23 protein-coding genes and 1 tRNA gene are annotated in these 20,713 nt (G+C 33.2%); 4 read left to right on the forward strand and 20 right to left on the reverse strand.

Going from position 1 to position 20,713, the window contains the following annotated elements; all coding sequences use genetic code 11:
- Positions 1 to 12: 12 nt before the first annotated feature.
- On the reverse strand, positions 13 to 501 hold the full coding sequence (locus tag B0A68_RS01825; protein ID WP_035685236.1) for a DUF1761 domain-containing protein: 489 nt from the start codon (positions 499 to 501) through the stop codon (positions 13 to 15).
- Positions 502 to 732: 231 nt separating this feature from the next.
- Between B0A68_RS01825 and B0A68_RS01830 the strand changes: the two genes are divergently transcribed.
- The gene (locus B0A68_RS01830) at positions 733 to 1,038 is read left to right on the forward strand and encodes a hypothetical protein (RefSeq protein WP_035685232.1); all 306 of its coding nucleotides are present in this window, start codon (positions 733 to 735) and stop codon (positions 1,036 to 1,038) included.
- Between the two features lie 75 nt (positions 1,039 to 1,113).
- On the opposite strand, the gene B0A68_RS01835 is transcribed toward B0A68_RS01830, so the two are convergent.
- From B0A68_RS01835 to B0A68_RS01905, 15 genes are all read right to left on the reverse strand, one after another.
- Entirely contained in the window at positions 1,114 to 1,554 is a 441-nt protein-coding gene (locus B0A68_RS01835; protein ID WP_051892652.1) for a hypothetical protein, read from the reverse strand.
- Positions 1,555 to 1,683: 129 nt separating this feature from the next.
- Complete coding sequence (locus tag B0A68_RS01840) at positions 1,684 to 2,778, reverse strand: Ppx/GppA phosphatase family protein (RefSeq protein WP_035685229.1); 1,095 nt, start codon at positions 2,776 to 2,778, stop codon at positions 1,684 to 1,686.
- 96 nt (positions 2,779 to 2,874) lie between these two features.
- Positions 2,875 to 2,947 (reverse strand) — tRNA-Met (locus B0A68_RS01845).
- A 126-nt stretch (positions 2,948 to 3,073) separates the two neighbouring features.
- Positions 3,074 to 3,601: a DUF4269 domain-containing protein gene (locus B0A68_RS01850; protein ID WP_035685225.1), complete on the reverse strand. Its 528-nt coding sequence runs from the start codon at positions 3,599 to 3,601 to the stop codon at positions 3,074 to 3,076.
- Positions 3,598 to 5,124, reverse strand: coding sequence for an ArnT family glycosyltransferase (locus tag B0A68_RS01855; protein ID WP_035685223.1), 1,527 nt, complete (start codon positions 5,122 to 5,124; stop codon positions 3,598 to 3,600). Before B0A68_RS01855 ends, B0A68_RS01850 begins: the two co-directional genes overlap by 4 nt.
- 108 nt (positions 5,125 to 5,232) lie before the next feature.
- A complete protein-coding gene (locus tag B0A68_RS01860; RefSeq protein ID WP_035685219.1) occupies positions 5,233 to 5,790 on the reverse strand; it encodes a DUF4494 domain-containing protein in 558 nt (185 codons plus the stop codon).
- Between the two features lie 160 nt (positions 5,791 to 5,950).
- Positions 5,951 to 6,376, reverse strand: coding sequence for a cytochrome c oxidase assembly factor Coa1 family protein (locus B0A68_RS01865; RefSeq protein WP_035685217.1), 426 nt, complete (start codon positions 6,374 to 6,376; stop codon positions 5,951 to 5,953).
- Positions 6,369 to 7,202 (reverse strand): prolipoprotein diacylglyceryl transferase, encoded by an 834-nt coding sequence (gene lgt / locus B0A68_RS01870; protein WP_035685213.1) that lies wholly within the window; start codon positions 7,200 to 7,202, stop codon positions 6,369 to 6,371. The genes B0A68_RS01865 and lgt overlap by 8 nt, the downstream gene beginning before the upstream one ends.
- Positions 7,203 to 7,238: 36 nt before the next feature.
- Positions 7,239 to 7,682 (reverse strand): hypothetical protein, encoded by a 444-nt coding sequence (locus B0A68_RS01875; protein WP_035685211.1) that lies wholly within the window; start codon positions 7,680 to 7,682, stop codon positions 7,239 to 7,241.
- 140 nt (positions 7,683 to 7,822) lie between these two features.
- A complete protein-coding gene (locus tag B0A68_RS01880) occupies positions 7,823 to 9,220 on the reverse strand; it encodes a TolC family protein (protein WP_035688211.1) in 1,398 nt (465 codons plus the stop codon).
- Position 9,221: 1 nt separating this feature from the next.
- Positions 9,222 to 10,574 carry an HlyD family secretion protein gene (locus B0A68_RS01885; protein ID WP_035685208.1) on the reverse strand — a complete coding sequence of 451 codons (1,353 nt, stop codon included), beginning with the start codon at positions 10,572 to 10,574 and terminating at the stop codon, positions 9,222 to 9,224.
- A 2-nt stretch (positions 10,575 to 10,576) separates the two neighbouring features.
- A complete protein-coding gene (locus B0A68_RS01890; RefSeq protein ID WP_035685205.1) occupies positions 10,577 to 12,232 on the reverse strand; it encodes a peptidase domain-containing ABC transporter in 1,656 nt (551 codons plus the stop codon).
- Between the two features lie 98 nt (positions 12,233 to 12,330).
- Positions 12,331 to 12,735, reverse strand: coding sequence for a hypothetical protein (locus B0A68_RS01895; protein WP_035685203.1), 405 nt, complete (start codon positions 12,733 to 12,735; stop codon positions 12,331 to 12,333).
- 130 nt (positions 12,736 to 12,865) lie between these two features.
- On the reverse strand, positions 12,866 to 13,999 hold the full coding sequence (locus B0A68_RS01900) for an FAD-dependent oxidoreductase (protein ID WP_089069676.1): 1,134 nt from the start codon (positions 13,997 to 13,999) through the stop codon (positions 12,866 to 12,868).
- 82 nt (positions 14,000 to 14,081) lie between these two features.
- Positions 14,082 to 14,867: a helix-turn-helix transcriptional regulator gene (locus tag B0A68_RS01905; protein ID WP_205623787.1), complete on the reverse strand. Its 786-nt coding sequence runs from the start codon at positions 14,865 to 14,867 to the stop codon at positions 14,082 to 14,084.
- Between the two features lie 280 nt (positions 14,868 to 15,147).
- Here B0A68_RS01905 and B0A68_RS01915 point away from each other — a divergent pair, with 280 nt between their 5' ends.
- Positions 15,148 to 15,390, forward strand: coding sequence for a hypothetical protein (locus B0A68_RS01915; RefSeq protein ID WP_035685194.1), 243 nt, complete (start codon positions 15,148 to 15,150; stop codon positions 15,388 to 15,390).
- Between the two features lie 336 nt (positions 15,391 to 15,726).
- On the forward strand, positions 15,727 to 17,193 hold the full coding sequence (locus B0A68_RS01920) for a glycoside hydrolase family 130 protein (RefSeq protein WP_035685192.1): 1,467 nt from the start codon (positions 15,727 to 15,729) through the stop codon (positions 17,191 to 17,193).
- 22 nt (positions 17,194 to 17,215) lie between these two features.
- Here B0A68_RS01920 and B0A68_RS01925 read toward each other — a convergent pair whose 3' ends face one another.
- The 4 genes from B0A68_RS01925 to B0A68_RS01940 form a co-directional block, all read right to left on the reverse strand.
- Entirely contained in the window at positions 17,216 to 18,310 is a 1,095-nt protein-coding gene (locus B0A68_RS01925; RefSeq protein WP_035685189.1) for a hypothetical protein, read from the reverse strand.
- Between the two features lie 193 nt (positions 18,311 to 18,503).
- Positions 18,504 to 19,070, reverse strand: coding sequence for a carboxymuconolactone decarboxylase family protein (locus B0A68_RS01930; RefSeq protein WP_035688210.1), 567 nt, complete (start codon positions 19,068 to 19,070; stop codon positions 18,504 to 18,506).
- A 10-nt stretch (positions 19,071 to 19,080) separates the two neighbouring features.
- Positions 19,081 to 19,656, reverse strand: coding sequence for a cupin domain-containing protein (locus B0A68_RS01935; protein ID WP_089069677.1), 576 nt, complete (start codon positions 19,654 to 19,656; stop codon positions 19,081 to 19,083).
- On the reverse strand, positions 19,631 to 19,888 hold the full coding sequence (locus B0A68_RS01940; protein ID WP_051892644.1) for a 2TM domain-containing protein: 258 nt from the start codon (positions 19,886 to 19,888) through the stop codon (positions 19,631 to 19,633). Before B0A68_RS01940 ends, B0A68_RS01935 begins: the two co-directional genes overlap by 26 nt.
- 219 nt (positions 19,889 to 20,107) lie before the next feature.
- On the opposite strand from B0A68_RS01940, the gene B0A68_RS01945 reads away from it, so the two are divergent.
- Positions 20,108 to 20,683, forward strand: a complete 576-nt coding sequence (locus tag B0A68_RS01945; RefSeq protein WP_035685187.1) for a Crp/Fnr family transcriptional regulator — start codon at positions 20,108 to 20,110, stop codon at positions 20,681 to 20,683.
- Positions 20,684 to 20,713: the final 30 nt, after the last annotated feature.

A 20,713-nucleotide genomic window follows, 5' to 3' on the forward strand; every position in this document is an offset into this window, starting at 1 on the left:
ATTGCCATTTATTTAAGCAAATTGGCAGATAATTCCGCCCATTAAAGCTAAACTTACTATCCAGAATCCGGCATGAATAAATATATATTTCCAGGATTTTCTTTCGAATAAACCATTGATTCCGATAATCGGAAAAGCAAAGAATAAGCCCGACAGAAAACCGTGAAGTGCTCCGTGTTTAAAAGTGCGATATAGTAATCCGTAATCATCCATAAAGGCTTTAAAAGAAGGTTTTGCACTTTCTAAAGCCGGCGGTCCGCCAACCATGCTCACAGCGCCAGACTGATGAACGGTTAAAGATAAAAGTGTCATCGAAATCATTACAGAAAAAATATACGTCAGTCCGAAAATTTTCAGCATATTTCCTTTTCTAAGATCTTCTTCGGTAAAATTATTTTCTCTCATCCAGATTGTTCCAAAGACTTTTGGATGGTACCAAACAAAGCCGACAAAAAGCGTTACGATTGCGGCGGCGAAAAACGAAATAAAGTTAATTTGCATAATATCAGGTTTTTAGATTAGTTATTCAAATTTAATCAAAAAAAGCACATAATAATATTTAGTTTTAAAGAGACAAAATGTTATTTAATTGCACTTATTGTTATTTTGAGTTAATTGAAATTGAAATTTTCGTATAAAAGATATTTTTTTAATAACTTTATTAAAGTATTCGGTATTACTAAAAGTTGAATATATTTGAGGCATAAATTATAAACGCTAAATATCTATATCATGGTTATAAAATATCAAGGTAAACAACACGGAAAATCTACGACGTTTACATTACGAATTATAGGAAACAACCTTTCTAAAAGCAGTTCTAATTATCAGATTGATTTATTAGTTGGTGATAAACAATTACCAACTTTTACAACAGAAATTCATCAAAGTTTGTCAAACTGCCTAAAAGAAATCTATTTGTTTAGAAAACATAACGGAATAACTTTTGAAGCTTCTTCAGAAAAAATTGCACCACTTGCTGTTCCGTATGATTTGGTTTTATTTAATTATAATAAATACGCTTTGTTTAGAGCGTAAACCTTGTCATTACAATAAAAAAAAGACTGTTCCAGATTTTGGAAACAGTCTTTTTTTTTGTCGAAAATGAATCAATCAATCTATTTCTTCTTTGCTTTTAGTGTTTTCTACAGCTGTTTTGTTTTGTTGTAAGCAATTTTCAATATTGGTCAGAGTACCGCTCTTTCTTTTTTCATTAGAATTAATGTCGTAAGCGAGAAAATGCGTGCACATATCAATAGCTGTAATGTCTCTTTCTGAATCGGATTCAAATCCTCCAATAAAATTCCACTGGCTTACTTTTGTTTTGTACTTGTCTGGAGTATATCTTGGTTTTTCTCCTATGTGTAAAACGGTAACATTTGCCGTGGCGCATTTAAGGAGTTCCATTGTTAAGGTATCGACACCTCTAAAATCACATAATATAAAATGTACATTTTCTAATTGTAAAAGCTTATTTATAGGACTTTGATAATAGTGCAGAAAATCATTAAAGGAAAGATTTCCATTTCCGAAGATGTATACTTTTGGTTCCATTTTATATTATGTTTTACTGCAAATAAAGGTAAGTTTATGCAATAAAAAAAGCCTGAGAAGTATAGATTTCTCAGGCTGTATGCAAATACTTAAAAAGCAAATATGCCTTTAGGAGTAATTAGGGATTCTTTAAAAATTGGTATTTACTTTTTTAGAACGATCTGCAATATATGAGATCAGCCAAGTAACTTGTCCTTCTTTTACAAAGTATATTTTTTTTGTTTTTAAATTTGGAATGCTTTCCAGACACGATAACAATATGTTATTTGCAGAAATTAAGTATTTCTGGTCGTATGTGCTTAACACTCTGGCAGCTTCTTTATTGGTTTTTGCAAGTGTATTATACTTATTGAAGTTGTTTTTAAGAACTGCATCATAGTCAATAACGTCATCTAAACTCAAAGTAACATAATGCTCTTTTACATTTTCATTATAATATAGAGTAGAAAATGCCCAGACAGCTCCACCAGATAAATACATTTTATCTTTTTTTAATAAAAGAGGATTTGCATCCAGCATTTCTTTTATTTTCTTACGCAAAACAGGGTTAAAATCAAAAGACTTTTCCTGATAAGTAGACATATCATTAACCTGACTTGGATTTGCAACTGTTTTCTTTACAGCATCGGTAAGTGTCATTGTACCGAAATCAAGTTCTAATGGAATAAATTCTAATTTGTTATCTTCAAGTTCATCAATATAGCCGCCTTTTGTAGTTTGAGCACCAATGTCAAGCAGGAAAGCGTTTGAATAATCAACTGGCGGAATAGCACCTTTAACTAAGGTTTTGGCTTCTTCGTTTACATTAAGAACCTCAACATCTTTATTGGTTAGTGAAGTGATTCTGTTTCTTAAAGCATCAACGTTGCGGGCAGAAGAGAAAACTGGAGCAGCTACAATAAAGATATTTTCTTCCAGAATTTTAAAATCAGTTCTTATTTTTTTCAATTGATCAATAACTGTAGTACCAGTTTTATTGATGTCATCTTGAGTAAGTTCGCCATTAGTAGAAATATGTTCGGCAAAATTAATTCTCTCAGTCGCAAAGTATAGAATTTTATAATCGGCTTTTTTGATGTTACTTACGTCCAGAACTGAAATTTTTATTGCTCGTCGGCCGATTTCAATTCCAGCATAAATACTTTTTTGAGAAAATATATTGATGGAAAAAAATAAACTTAAAAGAATATAAAGTAAAATTTGGGGTTTGTTTTTTTTAAGCATGGTATTTAATTATTATAATATAATTTGAAGAATATTAGCTATAATGTGGTATTTAATTAAAAAAAAGCTCCAGATTTCTCTGAAGCTTTGTCTTAGTAGCGGGAACAGGACTCGAACCTGTGACCTTCGGGTTATGAGCCCGACGAGCTGCCTACTGCTCTATCCCGCGATGTTTCGGGTGCAAAGATACACACTAAATACGGTTATGCAAAGAAATTTCTATATTATTTTAAAAAGCACTGATATTGAAGTGTAACTTTTTGTATATTAAGTGTTTGTAAATTTTATTTCTTAATTATTTAAATTTAAAAGCTAATAATTCGGAATAAGGATCTCCTTTTAAACCCAATAATTGACCAAAAGCAGGCTCAGTTTTGTATCCCATTTGTTTGAGCCGGATGATTTCTTGCCTGAAACTTTCATCTTTTGATTGTAAAATTTGATATTCAATAATCATATGCTTGTATGCATTTTGATTTTTACTTGGAATATTCTGTCCAAAAATTTCGATTTCAAAATCTTCAATTCTAAAATTTGCAACAACACATTTCTGATGATCTATTAAGGTTTCCCAAATTTTGAATTCTGTTTTATTTCCAAACGCTGATTTTAGTTTTTCTATAAAAGCCGTTTTATCTTTCCAATAGCAAATAATATCAAGATCGCTGTTTTCGATATCAATATTTATCGGAATTGTGCCAGCCAAAATTGGATCAAAGGCACTAATGCTTGATATAATATTATTTTTAGTTAAAACTTCATACGCCCGAATCTGTTTCTGATTTCCATTTTGAAGATATTCTATAGTGCTAAAATCTATCATTTTTGATAGTTTTTGGTTTCTCTAATTTCGTTTTCTATTTTTTTATTGATATTAACTTTGGCGCCTGTAAAAACAAAAATCGTGGCTTTGTATTCTCTTGCATTTTTATTTGTGATCTCTCCAGCGATTATACCGGTTGCAAAGTAGGGGCTTGTTTCTTTAAATTCTCCGCTGTTTTCCTCAAATTCCTTAACTCGAATAAGATTTTTGTACTTAATATTAAGATCAAACCAATTAACGTAATCAGCATTAAATGAAACTGCTTTTATGCCTTTTTTCGAATAATAATTAATAGCTCCGGCTTGTCCGTAATTGTCGCAGAGCACCAATGTTTTTTCTTGATTAGGAAGCAGACTGTAAACAGAATCTGTTTTTCGTGCAAGTTCTTTCCATCCCAGCATATCTGCAAAATCTTGCGGCAGGTTATGATCTTTTCCATCTTCCCATCGCAGCATGCCCAGTTTTTTATATTTTTCAGGATGCTGTAAAATGTATTCGGGGCTTTTATTCGGGAAAAACAAGTTGTACATCGGAATAAAAAATAATATCGGGAGTACAATTAATACAGGTTTTAGATATCGTTTCCAGCCTGTTTTTAAAATTTCAGATAGAAAAACAGATCCAAAAGCGATATAAATAGGGTAGAGCCCGATTGCATAATAAGCCTTTGCCTTGAAGTATATAAAAACGATAAGTGTAAAAATTATGGACCAAAAGAAAAGTTTATATTTTGCAAAAGGCTTGTAAAACAATAAAGCATATAAGGCAGAAAGAATTACTAGAAACGAACCTATAAAAAACAACAGCTGTTCTTTTAAAAAGCCCAAACGATCTACATTTACCAATTGAGTTTCTGCCAATTCTTTCATATGGTGTACAATCGGGAATTGATTGTTGTACTGCCACAATAAATTTGGTAAAATGAGTATTAAACCTAAAATGAGGGCAAAGTAAAGTTTTTTTTCTGCGAGTATTTTTCTTTGGTTAGAAAGTAAGAGAGCGGGCAGAAGACCGATAAGAAGAAAAAGGATATTATATTTATTAAGCATTCCAAAAGCAAACACAACAGCTCCGGCAAAGAACCATTTCGTGTTTTCAGAATTGATATATAAAATGAGAACATAATAAAATCCTGTCCAGCATAATACATCCAACGAATTGGGCTGATACAGCATATTAATTCGCAGAAGAGACGAAAACAATATGCAAACTGCGCCGAGAATAAGAGCGTACAAATTTCCTTTTAGAGTTTCTATAGTTTTCCAGACCACTAAAAGTGTCAGAGCTCCAAAAAGCGCGGGAAAAAATCTAATCCAGAAAACTGAATTTCCGAGGAGCAGAATAATATAAGAAATCCAGGAAGTTACGGGAGGAACAGATAAATAACCCCAAGCGAGATGATGAGCTTGGTCAAGATGAAGATATTCGTCTCTTTGAAGATCGTATTCCGGACTAATTAATGCATATTGCAGAGCAAATTTGAGAATTATAAATCCGATTAAGATTAATGTTTTTCTGGTCATTTTGTGGTTGTTTTGGCAAAGCTAATATAGGATTTAAAATTTATTATGCAGCTGTAAATAAAAAAAGCCACTCATTTCTGAATGGCTTTGTAACGATATTTTTAAATATTAAGCATCTACATCTGTAAGAGCATCCGCTTTTGCTAAGTCTTGATTTTCTGCCCATTGCTCTGTTTCTGGTTTAGAAGCTTTAAGTGCATTAAATCTTTCTAATTGTTCTAACTCTCCTTCTTCTCCGCTAAAATAAGGGAAAACGTCCATAATTGGAGACTCAGAAATTGCCGGAATAGAATATTCTCCCATTGTATTCTGCATTACATTAAGAGTATTGTCATATGCTTCTCGAACATCATTGGCTTGTACCAGCAAATACATGTTTGATTTGCGTTCTTTACCGCTTTCTTCATCGTAAGCCAATAAAGAAACTTTAGATTTAAACCAGCGATCTGCATTTTCAAAAGGATGAATCTCTGCATAATTTGCCACTTTTATATTAGTAATTTTAAATTCTTCACTAATAAAAGCTGCCATTTCTTCGTTGATTCTGCTTTCTGCTTCTGTATAAGATATAGCATCAACCAAATAAGGTTCTGTTAATACTTTTTGTCCGCCAGTTTCATCGGTTTTTCTATATTTTACTTTGCATTCGTACCAAGTTGCGCTCATTTCTCTATTATTTTAAGGATGCCAAAGATAGATTTTAACGGAAAATAAATCTGTAAATTGCCTAAATAGATATTCACAATTTCAATGATTTTTTTTGGTGTGTAAAATGTTTGCAGATAAGCTAGGTCAACTTGTTATTTTTTAGGACAATAGATAGCAATTATTCTAAAACTTTTATTGTGCCGGCATTTTTCTTTAGTCGAATGCTGATTTTTTTGTATTCCCAATTTTTGCCATTTTTCTCAGCGGTTAAATCCATTTTCCCGTTTTGTTTTTTTCCAGAAACTCTAAAAGTGATATTTACTTTGCTTTTATCATTAGAATAAGTAGAGCTTCCTTCTAAAACAGCGATTTTATCAACAGGATCCAGTTTTCCTAAATGTGCTTTTACCTCATCATTTTTATTTGCTATGTTAATTGCATTCTGATAAAGAGAAGAGTCGGTGTAAGATTGAGCTAAATCCCCTAAATTATTAAAGTTAAAAGTGATTAAGAAAGTAAAAAACAATAGAACGGCAGATAATGGCAGTAGCCATTTCCAGTTTCTTTGCCACCAGTTTTTTTCTGTAATTAATTCGTTATCCATTTTGGCTGGATTGTTTTTTTAAATTTATACTAACAAAATACAATCCGATAATTATAAACGGAATGCTTAGAATTTGTCCCATATTTAATAACATTCCTTCTTCAAAGTCAACTTGGTTTATTTTGAAGAATTCTATTAAAATTCTCATTGTAAAAATTAATGCGATGCACAAACCAAAGTAAAATCCATTTCCTAATGGTATATTTTTTCTTTTGTAAATGGTAAGGATAACTGCGAAAATGATGAAATACGAAATGGCTTCGTAAAGTTGTGCCGGATGCCGCGGAATATTGTCTATACGTTTAAAAACAAACGCCCAAGGCATTGTGGTTGGATTGCCGATCATTTCAGAATTCATCAGGTTTGCCAGTCGTATAAATGCTGCGCCAAGAGGTGCTGCAACGGCAATTAAATCTAGTATTTTAAAATATTTTATTTGATATTTTTTTGAATACAAATAAAGTGCAATTATTAAACCCACTGTTCCGCCATGACTTGCCAGACCAGCGTATCCAACAAATTGGTAGCCTCCGTTAAGTGTTTTTTTTATTGGTAAAAAAATTTCTAAGAGGTTTTGAGAATAATATTCGAAGTCATAAAAAAAGCAATGTGCCAATCTTGCACCTGCAAATATTCCGATTACGCCGTAAATAAGCAGTGCTTCGTGTGCTTCTCTGCTTAAGTTTTCGGCTTTAAAAATACCTTTGAGAACATACATGCATAACAGGAGACCTGTAGCAAACAAGAGTCCGTAAAATTTTAACGGAATTCCGAAAAGTGAAATGATTTCTGAGTCAAAATCCCAATTGATGTATAATTGTGTCATGGTTTTATTTCTGATTGCAATTAGTTGTTTGAATGTTTAGTCACTAAAACCAATAACTTTGTAAGTGTCGTTTTTAATTAAAATGCATAAAACAACTGCATCAGAATGTTCATCTTCACCAATATATACAGCAACTTTTGCAACTGATATTGGGATATACTGTTCTAAAATTTCAGCTTTATAGTCTAATATTTGGATTCTTAATTTCGGAAAATTTCTTTTTCCTTTATTTTTAAAAACCGAACTATAAAATGCTTTAAGATCAGCAGTTTTTGTCAATACTTTTTTTCTGTCCAAAGCAAAAGGTACATCCGAAATTTCAGTTATTTTGTCTAAATTTTCAGCTTTAGCTAATTCTTCAACCCAGGTTTTGGCAATTTTAGAAATATTGGTTTTTTGTTCCGCTGAAAGGCTTAGTTTTTCCTGAGTAAAACCTGATATTGAATAAAGAAATACAAGTGACAAAAATATTTTTTTCATAGGTTGTTTGTAGTTTTTTTTGATTTATTACAGTGCTAATATAGATTTAATTTTACATTATTGAAGATATTAAAAACAAAAAAACTTCAGATTTGTCTGAAGTTTTTAAGAGTTATTTATCCGATCTAATAAATCTGAAATTAATCAGGATTAGCTAGTATTTTGTATAATTCGGCATTCGAAATGTAAAACTGATTTTCGATGCTTATTTGCGAAAGCTTAGCACTTACCAAATTGTTTTCTCTCGAGTTAATAAGGAATATAGAACTTTCTCCAAATGAAAATAATTTTTCTTCTGAGTTGAGCATCGTTATATAATCCTTTACGAGATTATCTATCACCGTTTTTTGTCTTTTTAAAGATGATATTTCGGTTTGCTGTGCTTTTATTTTGTTTTTAAGTTCCAGACGCTGCTGTTCTATGTCAAATTTTAAATCCTGAATTTTAAGTTTAGCAATTTTAAGATTTCCTCTTTCTTTTCTCAAGAAAATCGGAATGCTGAAATCAATATTAAATTTATAATCATCTGCATTAAAAGAATCAAAATAAACCGGTTCTGATATATAATTGTAACCCACATTTACCTTTGGGAGCAATAAATTTGCCTTGAGCTGTCTGTTGATTTCCAGCATAGACAATTTGGTTTCCAGAGCCTGCATTTTAGGATGCGAATCCAGCGTTTCTACATTTACCAGCATTGCATCTGTTCTGAGTGTTTGTTCGAGCGTTTCAATCAGATTTTCTTCCGGTCGTACATTGGCATCTAGTTCAACAGGTACATTTTCTATCCATAAATAATTGGCAAGATTAAGTGCTGCTTTGGCCAGTTTCAGATTTCCGTTTTCTACGTTTAGTTCTCTGTTTCTAACAGTAATTCTGGCTTCGACACTATCTATTGCCGGAGAATCGCCATGTTCTATTAACTGCTTTACACCGTTAAAACGAGTACTTGCAAATCCGAGGTAGCTTTTATAAAGTTGTGCTTCATTAAAACTTTTTCGCCATTCAAAATACGCTTCACTAGCTTTGTATAAAACGGCTATTGCTTTTAGTTTTCGTTCTGCATCGCTCAATTTTATCTGTAGTTTTCCTTCTCTGACATCGGCCATACGCTGGTTTATAAATAAACCTTGTCCCAAAGCTACACTAATGCCCAGAGAAGTTAATCCTGCATCTGGCGTGCGGTTTTGCGGATTATAATACTGCCCGTCTGTTTCGTCAAAACCAGCTTTAATTTCGATTCCGTACCAAGTAGGAATTTTAAAACTGCTGTTTAATAATGAATAATATTCGGTTCCTTTAAATTCTTTTTTATTGTAATCTACTTCAATTTTTGGATCAAATCCACCGCGTGCAGCCATAAGTTTTGCCTGAGCATTACTTACTTCAAGATTGGCTTGCTTTACCAGCGGATGATATTTTTTTACGTATCCTAAAAATTCGCTGTAACTCAATTCTTCTTTAATAAAATCCTGGCTGTAGGAATTAAAAAAGCCGAATAAAAATAAAAAAGAAAGCAATTTAATACTTAGTCTCATTTTATTTTTTCTCCTTTCCATATGTCGCTTTTTCATCTGCCTTATAATAATTTGGCGGAAAGCCGTTTAGATTTCTCCATATTTCATACCATATAGAAACAGTATCCAGCAGCGCTATACTTTGCGCTCCTGCACCAATACTAAGTTCTTTTGGCCATTTTTGATCTTTGTCGTCTGGTGAAACCAGTATTCTGTATTTTCCGTTGGCACTTATAAAGTTTTCAATTGCTACAATTTTTCCTCCAAATGTTCCATAAGATAATCCCGGCCATCCAGAAAACACGATTCTAGGCCATCCGTCAAACCAAACGCGAACTTTTGCACCGCGATGCACCAGCGGAAGATCAATTGGGTCAACATAAGTTTCTACAGCAATATCATAACTTGCAGGCATAATGCTTACTACTGGAGTTCCTTCCTTAATAGTTTCTCCAAGACCGGCCAATAAAGCGCGGTTTACATAACCGCTTTGAGGAGCTGTTATATAATACAATCCGTTTCTTATGCTGTAATTTACATATTGATTCTGCAGTTTGTTCACCTGCGCTTCGGTATCATATTGCGTACTTAAAGCGGTAAACTTGTCACTTTTTGACTTCGAAATCTTTTCTGAATATTCAGCCGTAATACGATTGATTTCTACTCTGGCATTAATAAGCTCATTTTTACTGCTCAAAAGCTTATTTTCCTGAGTAATTATGTACGCTTCTGATTCCTGAAGTTTTAATCTTTTCTGTTCTACATCAGAAAGAGGTTTTAGACCTTCTTTATTTAAGGCGGTGGAACGGGTAAACTGTGTTTGAGCAATTTTTAACTGCGTTTTTACGGCCTGCAGATCCATACTGTCGCTCTTAATTTTCAGCTGGGCTTGTTTTATTTTATTCTGTGCCTGCTGCAGTTTTAATTGTCTTTCTGTATTAAGTGATTGTGCCTGAACGTCTAGAGAGTTTACTTTGTCTCCATAAGATTCTACCGCCATTTTTTTGGCATCAACTTGCTGTTTGGTATTGCCAATAAGATTTGGATCTAAGTAATCTTCTTTTATTTCTGAAATAAACAAGATTGTATCTCCTTTTTTTACATAATCTCCTTCTTTTACAAACCATTTTTCAATTCTTCCCGCAATCGTATTGTGTACGGTTTGAGGTCTCTGATCCGGTTTTAAAGTTGTAACAGAACCGCTTCCAGAAATATTTTGTGTCCATGGAAGAAAAAGGCAGGCAACAGTAAAAATTAAAAACCCGATTATAATTCTGTTTAGTATTTTATAGTGTGGTCTTCGGGCAACACTCGTAATAGACTTGTAATTTCCCGGAGTTATAAGTACATTATTATCTTTAGATATATTGAGCATAATTAAAGTTTTATGTCGTTTGTAATTTTTCCATCATCAATCGTTATCATACGGCTGGATTTATTCTTCCAGATATCATTTTTGGAAGTAATAATTACCGTCCAGTTATTTTCTTCAGACATTAAAAAATCAACTATTTTAGTAGAAGTCAATTCGTCCATTTTATCAACCGGATCTTCTAAGAATAATATATTAGGTTTATGAACAATGCTTCGCGCTAATAATATTTTCTGAATATCAGACGCAGAAAGTTCACTTCCGCCAGGATGAATTTGATTTTCCAGTCCATTTGGGAATGTTTTGATGTACGGCGTCAGGCACACATTATCTAAAGCCCATTTTAAGTCATCATTATTAATAGTATTATTTCCAAAAACAATATTCTCTCTAATCGTTCCTGCAAAAAGTGTGTCGCCTTGCAGAAAAGTACCACCTTGAGCTCTATAAGAATCTTCATCAAGACGGTTCATAAAATTATCGGTTACATACATGGCACCGCTTTCAGGTTCTAGGAGACCAGAAAGTAAACGAAGTAAGGTACTTTTTCCTGCACCATTTGTTCCTGTAAGTATTATTTTTTCGCCTTGAGAAATTTTCAGGTTAATGTTTTTAAGTGACTTTTTATTATAACCGGGATAGTTGTAAGCAATGCTTTCGGTTTCTATAGTAATTCCTGTTTCTGTAATTTCTGAAGATTTTGGAATACAAGAAATTTCCATGTCTGTGACCTGACCAATTTTTTCTACAGAAGTCAGTACATCATAAAAAGACTCTAGTCCGAAAATTATTTTTTCTACGGAATTGATGAGCAATACGATAACAATTTCTGCTGCTACAAACTGCCCAATATTCATTTGATGGTGAATTACCAGGAAACCACCAATAGACAAAAGGGCAGCTGTAACCAGAACTTTAAAAATGGTAAGCTGTATGTATTGCTTTTTCATTACCTGAAAGTGTTTTTCGCGATAATTTACATATTCGCTTACATAGCCGTCATTTCTCTCTAATGCATATTCAAAACTTGCTTTCTTGCGAAAACTTTCGCGGTTGCGCGCTATTTCCTGAAGCCATGCAGCAACTTTGTATTTAAATTTAGATTCGTTAAGACTCGTTTCTAAACCGTCTTTATACGAAAATTTAAAAATTATATATAAAATGGCGATAAAGAAAAGTCCGATTACCATAAAAAAGGAATGGTATAAAACCAATAATATGATACCAAGACCAACTTGCAGAAAAGCGGTGCAAAAATCTAAGAGAAGTTTTGCAGTTCCTTTCTGCACCATCAGCGTATCAAAAAAACGGTTTGCTTTTTCCGGCGCATATTCAGAATACATTTCCTTAAATTTAATCAAAGGCATTTTGTAAGCAAATTCAAAAGAAGAACGCACAAAAATTCTTTGTTGCAGGTTTTCTACAATTCGAAGTTGTAATATGGTAAGAACACCGCCAAAACCAACGCCAATTGTAACCAAAAATACAAGAACAATCCAGGAAACACTAAGCTGTCCGCTCTGTATAAAATTAATAATAGCCTGAATTCCTAAAGGCAGAGAAAGGTTTACTAAACCAGCAAAAGCAGCATAAAAAATAATCTGATATACGTCGCGTTTATCGAGTTTAAGTAAATTATAAAAACGTTTAAAAGGTGTCATGGATTTAATATAAATACAAGATTAATAGATAGATACATTATATACGGTAAAAACCATATTAAAGATAACAGAATTTCTCCTGATCTTAAAAAAAATATTTATCCCATAATCTGCGGAGGCCGCAAGTGTATTTTACCATGAAATCCAAAGGAGAAAATTGGATTATCGATATAGTTTTTGCCTCTGGATTCTGTCTGAAAACATAATTCTGTAATCGAAGTATTTAAAGGAACTAAGTATTCTAATAAGGGAATTCCTTTTGTGACTTTGGCCGTTTTAGATTCTTTGGCTTTATAATCATCCAGTTCTTCTGGAATTCCGTCACACTTAAATATTTTTTTAAGGAAATTGCATGTAATTCCCTTAACAGAATGGCCTTCTGTATTGCTGTTTACAATTAAAATAACGCTGTTGGATACGTTAAGACTGCTCATTAAAAAGTAGCCGATAAGCAATGCCTGCAGGCATTTGCATAAGATACTATTTTTAATTCTATTCAGCATTTTCTAACGATTTCCAGGTGCGCAAGTTAGAGCTAAATTTAAAGCGCAACATTAGAATAACATTAGAATTCGGCAATTAACGAAATTTTATAACACTCTAAAAAAGGTAAATTTTTTCTGAAAAATCTGCTTAAGAAGTAAATCTTTTTTGAAAAGAGAAATCAGAATTATGCATCTCAATTTCATTCTTAGTAGTTTGATCTTGCGCTGCTTTTGCATAATTAAACATCTTTTGTTCGTAATCATAAATGGCATCTTCTATATTTCCTAAATTTCCATTAATCAGATTTTCAGATAAAATTAAAGCATCCATCAAACCGCTGTTTGCACCTTCTCCGGCAAAAGGAGGCATTAAATGTGCTGCGTCTCCGATAAGTGTAATAGGGAGCGAGCGATTGGTTGTCCATAAATTATCAAGAGAAATTTTTCTTGTTGGTAATCCGGCAAAAAATGAAGTCGAGCGAAATAAGGATTTGTAAATTTCATTCCAATCAGAAAACAGATTAGAAAGAAACGTAACAATTTGTGCAGCGTTTTTAAAATCCAGTTCATTTTTGAGAATCCAATCTTTGGGTTTTCTAAAAGTTACATTGTAGGTCAATGCGCGGTTATTATCTGGATTTGCCACAAAATTGATTCCATGGTCTGCAGTCATTAAAATTTTATTATCGCAAAGTTTAAAGAAATCCGGACAATTTATTTCAGGATTTAAAACTTCGCCTTGTATAATATAAGTTCCGGTATATTCTGGCGTTGCATCTGTTACAAATTTTCTTATCTGTGACATTCCTCCATTGGCTCCGATTACAAAATCTGCGGTATCAGTAATTCCATTTTCAAATTTCAAAAGCCATTTTTTGTTGTGTATTTCGAGTCCGGTAAATTTTCTATCCCAAACAACAGTTTCTGTGTTTAAACTATCCAGTAATAGTTTTCTCAAATTGTTTCTGTTTATTTCTGGATTCTCATAGATTTCTTCGGGTTTGGGATTTTTACAAAACAATACTTTGGTTTGATTGTCTGTAATGATTCTTCCCATTGATTTAGACATTTCGTAGTAGCGTTCCAGTAATCCTGCTTTTTTCATAGCTTCCTGCCCGGAGTGTTTATGCAGATCAAGCGTACCGCCCCAAATTCTAGTTTTGTCGTTTTTATCCCTTTCGTAAACGGTAATATTTACTCCTTTTTGTTGTAATAATTTAGCAATAGTGAGTCCTGCTGGTCCTGCGCCAATGACTGCAATCCTTTTATCTTTTAGTAACATGATTTGTATTCAATTAATATTGAAGTGCAAAATTGAATGATATTGAAGTATTAGGATTGTACAAATGCGACAAACTTATGCATTAAATTCCGCCGTTCTTTTTTGCTTCTCGTGCAAATGCTGCGGGAGTTGTGCCGCTGTATCGTTTAAATTCTCTGCTAAGGTGAGATTGATCTGTATAACCCAATTCTGAAGCTAATCTGGCAAGATTAGAAAAAGGATCAATCAATAATTGATTTCTTGCCTGCTCGAAACGGATGAGAGCAGAGATGTCTTTTACGGTATGTCCAGAAGATTGTTTAAACTTTCTTTCTAGTGTACGAACTGTTGCGTGTGCCGCTTCTGCAACCTGACTTACCGGAATAGTGCCGTTGGATGCTCTCATAGCACTTCCTGCTTTAACCAGTGTAGTATCAGTAAAAAAATCAGAGCGGGCCGTTATAAAATAGTTTTTAAGGTATTCTATTGCTTCCAGAATTTTTTTGGCTTCAATAAATTCATTTAGTGTAGTTTGGAGCATGGAAATCGGATGCTCAAAAAGCTGCACTCCTTTTTTGTCAGAGGGTAATTTTAATAAATCATATACAGTCCATGGATAACATCTTATACCAAGAATTTGGATGTTTTTTTTAGTAAAAAATGTGACTGGTTTATCCAGAAGTCCAATCATAAAAGGAGAGGGTAATGACTTTAATTCTCCATTGTAAGAAATGCTTAATGAACTTCCGAAATAAAAAATAATTTCGCAATAACCATCAGGAATAACTTCAAAACTAGATTCAAGTTCTCTGAAGTTGCTTTTGTTATACCAAAAGCACTTTATGGCACTTTTAAGCTCTTCGGGCGATTCAAATTGTTGGTGATCCATTTAATAAACGAGTTTAACGGAGATCTTAATATGCAAGCAATAAGTCTTGGCAAAATTACATTTTTTTAATCTGATAAAACCATTAAAAGCACTGTAAGGATGATTTTGAAATTTTTAAGAATAAATCAAAACTATGTTGACAATTTATACGTAGATGAAAAAGACGGTAATCTGAAGTGTGATGAATTCAAAAAAAAAATATGGTTTTTGGAAAAAATACAGAATCTTATCACATTTCTGGTTATCGTTTTTTTTTATAAATTTTTAAGAGGTACAAGGATTGGAAAAATTAAATATCCACAGGTTAAAAGAGACTTTGAAATATCTGGAAAGTAAACAGCGTGAATTAAAAAGACAAAACGAAAATGAAACACGTAGTCTTGAATCAATGATAAAATATTTGAAAAAAGATATGCTAGAGCATTTTGAATTGTCAAATCACCACCAATCTATTAAGGAAGAAATTAAAAATACCGATGCTTTTATTGAGAATGTAAAAAACATTATTGAAATCAATTCTTAAGATTTGGTTTTTACTTTGGGCTGAATACTAGATTACAGAATGAACTTCCTGTCTTTACTCCATTTAAGAACATACTATTTTGTTGTAAAAGAGATCTTGTCTTTTGCTTAGACTTTCATAATTAAATATCCGTAAATGATATTGCGAGATGAATCGCTGTATTTTTTTTTAATAAAAAATTATGTCATTTAATTAACAAAATTACTAACTTGTTATAGAAATTGAAATATGATTCTTATTTCAAATAACGCTGTTTTTATGTAAAACACTGTTTATGAGTCAATTTCAGTGATATAATAAAACATAGTAACATTTATTGTAATAAAAGACAAATTTATGCGAGTATCAGTAATCCGAAAAGAGATAAAATTTACCCCAGATTCCAGAAGAGTTGTTGCCAGATATTTTATGAATGGTTATGAACGGACTCAACAAATGGTAGCTCGCATAATGATACTGGATGAAAAACAAGTACTGCAGACTTTAGAGCAGACTTTACGTGAGTTTGCAAGGCGTCATCGAAATATTTCGGCTGTGTTTTTTAGACATTGCGAAAAAATCAGACCGGTAATCGAAGCAATGAAAATAGATTATGAAGGATTGTCTTTAGATCGAAAAATGCTCATTGGTTCGTATTGCACGATGGAATATGCAATTGAATCTGCCGCAATATTTAATCCGTCTATTGTAGAAGATTTTGATCAAACTGGCTTAGCAGCAGGTGAGAAGCGTGTTGTTATTTCTTTTCGTGCAACAGGCGAAGGTCATATTTCGTCTATTGTTTTTAGAAGAGGAATTCTAGACAAAGACAACAATCTGCACATCATGAAAATTGGGAATCATATAGATAAAGCGGAGATTGAGCATAAAACCTTATTCAATAAGGAACGATTTCTAACAAAGCTTTCTGAAATGCATACAACAGACAAATATATTGTCCAAATTATGCAGGATCTTCCGGACGAATTTGAGTTTGCTGTGCTCAAAAATATTCTAAATACTTCTTTGAGCGATCCGTTAATTCGTGAAGAACGAAAAACAGCATTGCAGGAAATACTTTGGCTGGCCAATTCTTTTTATGATTTGCAATTTAAACACGATTCGGATATTACCGAACGTGTTATATTTCCAATATCAGATTCTGAAAGCCGTGGAATCGAAGATGCGCGTTTTGTGCGTTTTGTAGACGATGATGATTCTGTACGCGTTATGGCAACCTATACGGCGTATAACGGACATACCATACTGCCTAAACTTATTTCTACCGAAGATTTTTACAGTTTTAGAGTAATGCCGCTTCATGGTGCCGGAGCTCAGAATAAAAATCTGGCGCTGTTTCCTCGAAAAATAAAAGGAAAATATGCCATGCTTGCCAGAATAGACGGTGTAAATAATTACATTATGTATTCTGAAAGAGCAACACAGTGGAATGATCCAATTTTGCTCCAAAAACCCCGTTTTACATGGGAACTCACCCAAATAGGAAACTGTGGATCACCGCTTTGGACTGCAGAAGGCTGGCTGGTAATAACGCATGGTGTAGGTACGATGAGACGTTATTGCATTGGTGCCTCTTTGTTTGATCTTGATGATCCTTCTAAAGAAATAGGAAGGCTGACAGAGCCCTTGCTTTCGCCATTAGAAGACGAACGCGAAGGGTATGTGCCAAATGTAGTTTATTCTTGCGGAGCCATTATTCATAACAACAGCCTTATACTGCCGTATGCGGTATCAGACTATTCGTCTACTTATGCTGTTGTAGATATGGTAGAATTATTAGATGCTTTGAAGAATAGTAACTAAAAATTAATGTGTTTAATTTTTGCTAATTTTCTCCAAGTATTTTTATTCTTATATATTGAAAATGATCATTGAGATTTCCATCCTCATTCCAAAATACTTCCATATGATTTACGGTCAAGTATAAATAATTATCAGAACTAAAAAAATGTTCTCCAGGTTCAACTGCCGGCATCCAATTTTTAAAACTGGCGCTCATGACATGCTTAATCTGTTTGTTGTTGATAGCGTACAGTTCTAAGTCGGCTGTTGATTCGTATGGATTCGCATTAATAGCGATAATGTTTTTTTGGTCTGGAGCAATATTCGGATAATCCCCAAATGTCTGTGTAGTGGCACCGCTGTTTTTGTCAATAAAGCTATAATCTGAACTTTCATAATAAGAACCGCTGATTACATATTGATTTAAAAATTCAATCTGTCCTTCGTACTCAAACTCCTCTCTGTTTTCTTCGGTATCTGGCTTATCAACCAATTTTACAGTTTTGTCTGCGCATTTAAGTTCTATAACACCTTTTTTCTTTCTTATTGCCAAAGTGTCTGCTAATAAGTAATTTACAGAAGTACTTCTTTTACTTTCAAAAAGGGCTTTGTCTATGAGTTCAATCTGCAGATAATCTGTTAGTTCCTTACCTTTTTCAAAATTTTCGTTTTTTTGGTTTACTGTAAGTGATGAAATTATGTTTAAGTCAGACTGTATTAAAGTTACTTTATCTATAGGTCCAGTTGCGCTCTTTGGTACATAAACTTTCTCCCATTGATTACTTTCGATTTCATTTCCATTTTTAGAATATTTTCTTGTAATTCTGTCCATTATTCCAAACCATTCAGCCGTTTCTTCAATAACAGGAAGTTTTTTTCCAAACGTATAAGTTCCTAATGTTTCAGAGTTTTGGTCTGCCTTATCCTTAAAATCTATTCCGTTTCTTTTAATGACATAAACATTTTTAATAACTTTTGTATCGTCATAATCGATTCTGTTTCCTATTTCTTCACTGTCGACTGTTGAGGTATCTTTGATAACACCTTGTGTTGTTTTTTTTTCTTTTTTCTCAGTATTATTACAACTTAAAATGGTCAGGAGTATTAATATAAACGGAATTCGGTATAGCGTTTTCATATTCTAATTTGGCTTTTTCTTAGTTATATTTGATTGTAAAAGGAAAAGCTAATATACTTTTTATTTTTGCTTTTAAGATTTTGTAAGAACTTTTTTTAAGATCGTATTTTAAAAATGATGGTATTGATGATTTAGATAAAAAAGCTTTGAAAATTTTAAATTTTCAAAGCTTAATATAATTAAACATGTTTGTTCAATTTACTTCAGGAACCGGAACATCAAAACCATTTAATACCATTGCAAGAAGTGTGTAAGCGCCAACTAAAAATATTAGTTCTGCAATCCCGTCTTTTCCTAATATTGCTGTACCCAAATTGTAAGTGGAGTCTGGAATAATTTTTCCTTTGGCTAAAACAGAAGCTATTTCATACGCTGCAGATTCTTCTTGATTTAGTTCTGCCGGACGAATTCCCGATGCTAATGATGCAATGGCTTCTGGAGAAACACCAAAATGGTTTGCCATGATTTCGTGTGCGTAAAGCTCAAATCGTGCTCCAAATGCGGCGCCAACAGTAAGAATTGCAACTTCTCTGATTTTTTTAGGAAGGGCTGCGTGATTGTCGAGCGAACGGACAAAACTTAAAGCAGGAATTCCAAATTTTGGAAAAGCAAGCATTGGTGGAAAAGGCCCGGTTAAAGCGCCTTCATCATTTGTCATGGCAACAGGGCCCTGACTATGTGTGATGAGTTTGAAAATTTCATCATGTACAAATCGAACTTCGATGCTCATAGAATCTGGATTTATTGGATTTATTCTCATAATTGATTTATTAGAATTGACTACCATTTTCTTCGAATATTCCATCGATCAGAACAAATGCAACTCGACATGTTTTTCCTGATTTATTGCTCCAAGCATGATTTGTACCTCGTTGTATAATAATGTCTCCGGCTTTAGCAATAGTTTCGCCTCGATCGACAATTAACGTAAGTTCTCCTTCAAGGACAATTCCGTAATCAATAGTTTCCGTTTTGTGCATTAATGGATGAGGTGCATTTTCATCTGCTCTCGAAGCATTTTCGCCTTTCATTGTTTTAAAATGTTCAACAGCTTCTTTTTGAGTAAGATTTCTGATTTCATCACTTTCGGGAGGAAAATCAATAACTCGAATTCGAGTACCTTGTTTAGGAGGACCTAATATAAGTCCGTTTTCTTCTGGATCTCCTGATACATTATCGATTAGCACGGGAGTTTGTTTTGTGTTCCAGATTTCGTGAAACTTTGCTCCATTGGTTCCGCCAACCATATACGTGCGTGAAGGTATCTCGTCTGATAAGATAATCGCTTTGCCTTCACTATCATGACCTGTTACAATGCGTCTAAATGCTGTATGATTTGTTTCCATGGTAATAAGATTTAGTGTTGTTTTTTTTAAATACAAATACGCCCAAATAGTGAAAAATGATCCCAACTGCCCATGCAGGAGTAGACCAAAGAGGCCAGGCATAAGTAGTATCAGTTAAAAACCATACAATAAATACAATTGGGGTAACCAATAAAAATACAAGAAGGTGGATTCTAAATTCCAATTTCTGATTCTTGTCTGCTTTTGCTTCGATGTTGAATTTAGTTTTCATGATTAAGTTTTTTAAATTATTAGCAATAGATAAATTTTTAAATTGAAATGTTTTAAATATTTGATTTTCAAAACGTTTACAGGACAAAGGTAGAGCGGTAATTCAATAAGGACCATTGACTTTGGTTAAGAAAGAATATTTAATATTAAAGTCCATGGATTTTGTATTTCGCAGAAATAAATCTAATTTTAATGCACTTATGACTCTTAAATCACTATTATGGAGGCTCTTAAAACAGTTATTACATCAATTGTACCTATGTCTGATGAAGAGTATAATTTGGTGCAGCCCATCATCAGCCGGATAGAAGTAAAGAAGGATACAGATCTTTTGCAGCAGGGAGAAGTATGCCGTCATATTTATTTTATAGAAACTGGTTTTTTTAGAATGTTTTATGTGGATTACAGAGGCAATGAAATCAACAGCAGATTTGCGAAACCAAATGATTTTCTGGTCGATTTTGCTAGTTTTATCACCCAAAAAAAAGCGCAGTACCACTGCAGAGCGATGGAAGATTCTAAAGTAATTGCATTAGAATATGAAAAGGTTGAAAATCTATACAATAGTTGTCCCAGTTGGTCAAAATTTGGAAGACTAATAGCAGAATCAGCCTATCTTATGATTATTGAAAGACAGGAAATGCTTCATTTTCAAACTCCGGAAGAGCGATATAAAACCATCTTAAAAAAAGAACCTTATCTTCTTCAATTGGTGTCACAGAATCAGCTTTCGTCTTACATTGGCATTAAGCCCGAATCATTGAGCAGGATTCGTAAAAGAATGATCGGCAAATAAGGATTACTTTATTATTTAAGTTCTGCTTTA

It is taken from the genome of Flavobacterium reichenbachii (assembly GCF_002217435.1).
GTDB lineage: Bacteria > Bacteroidota > Bacteroidia > Flavobacteriales > Flavobacteriaceae > Flavobacterium > Flavobacterium reichenbachii.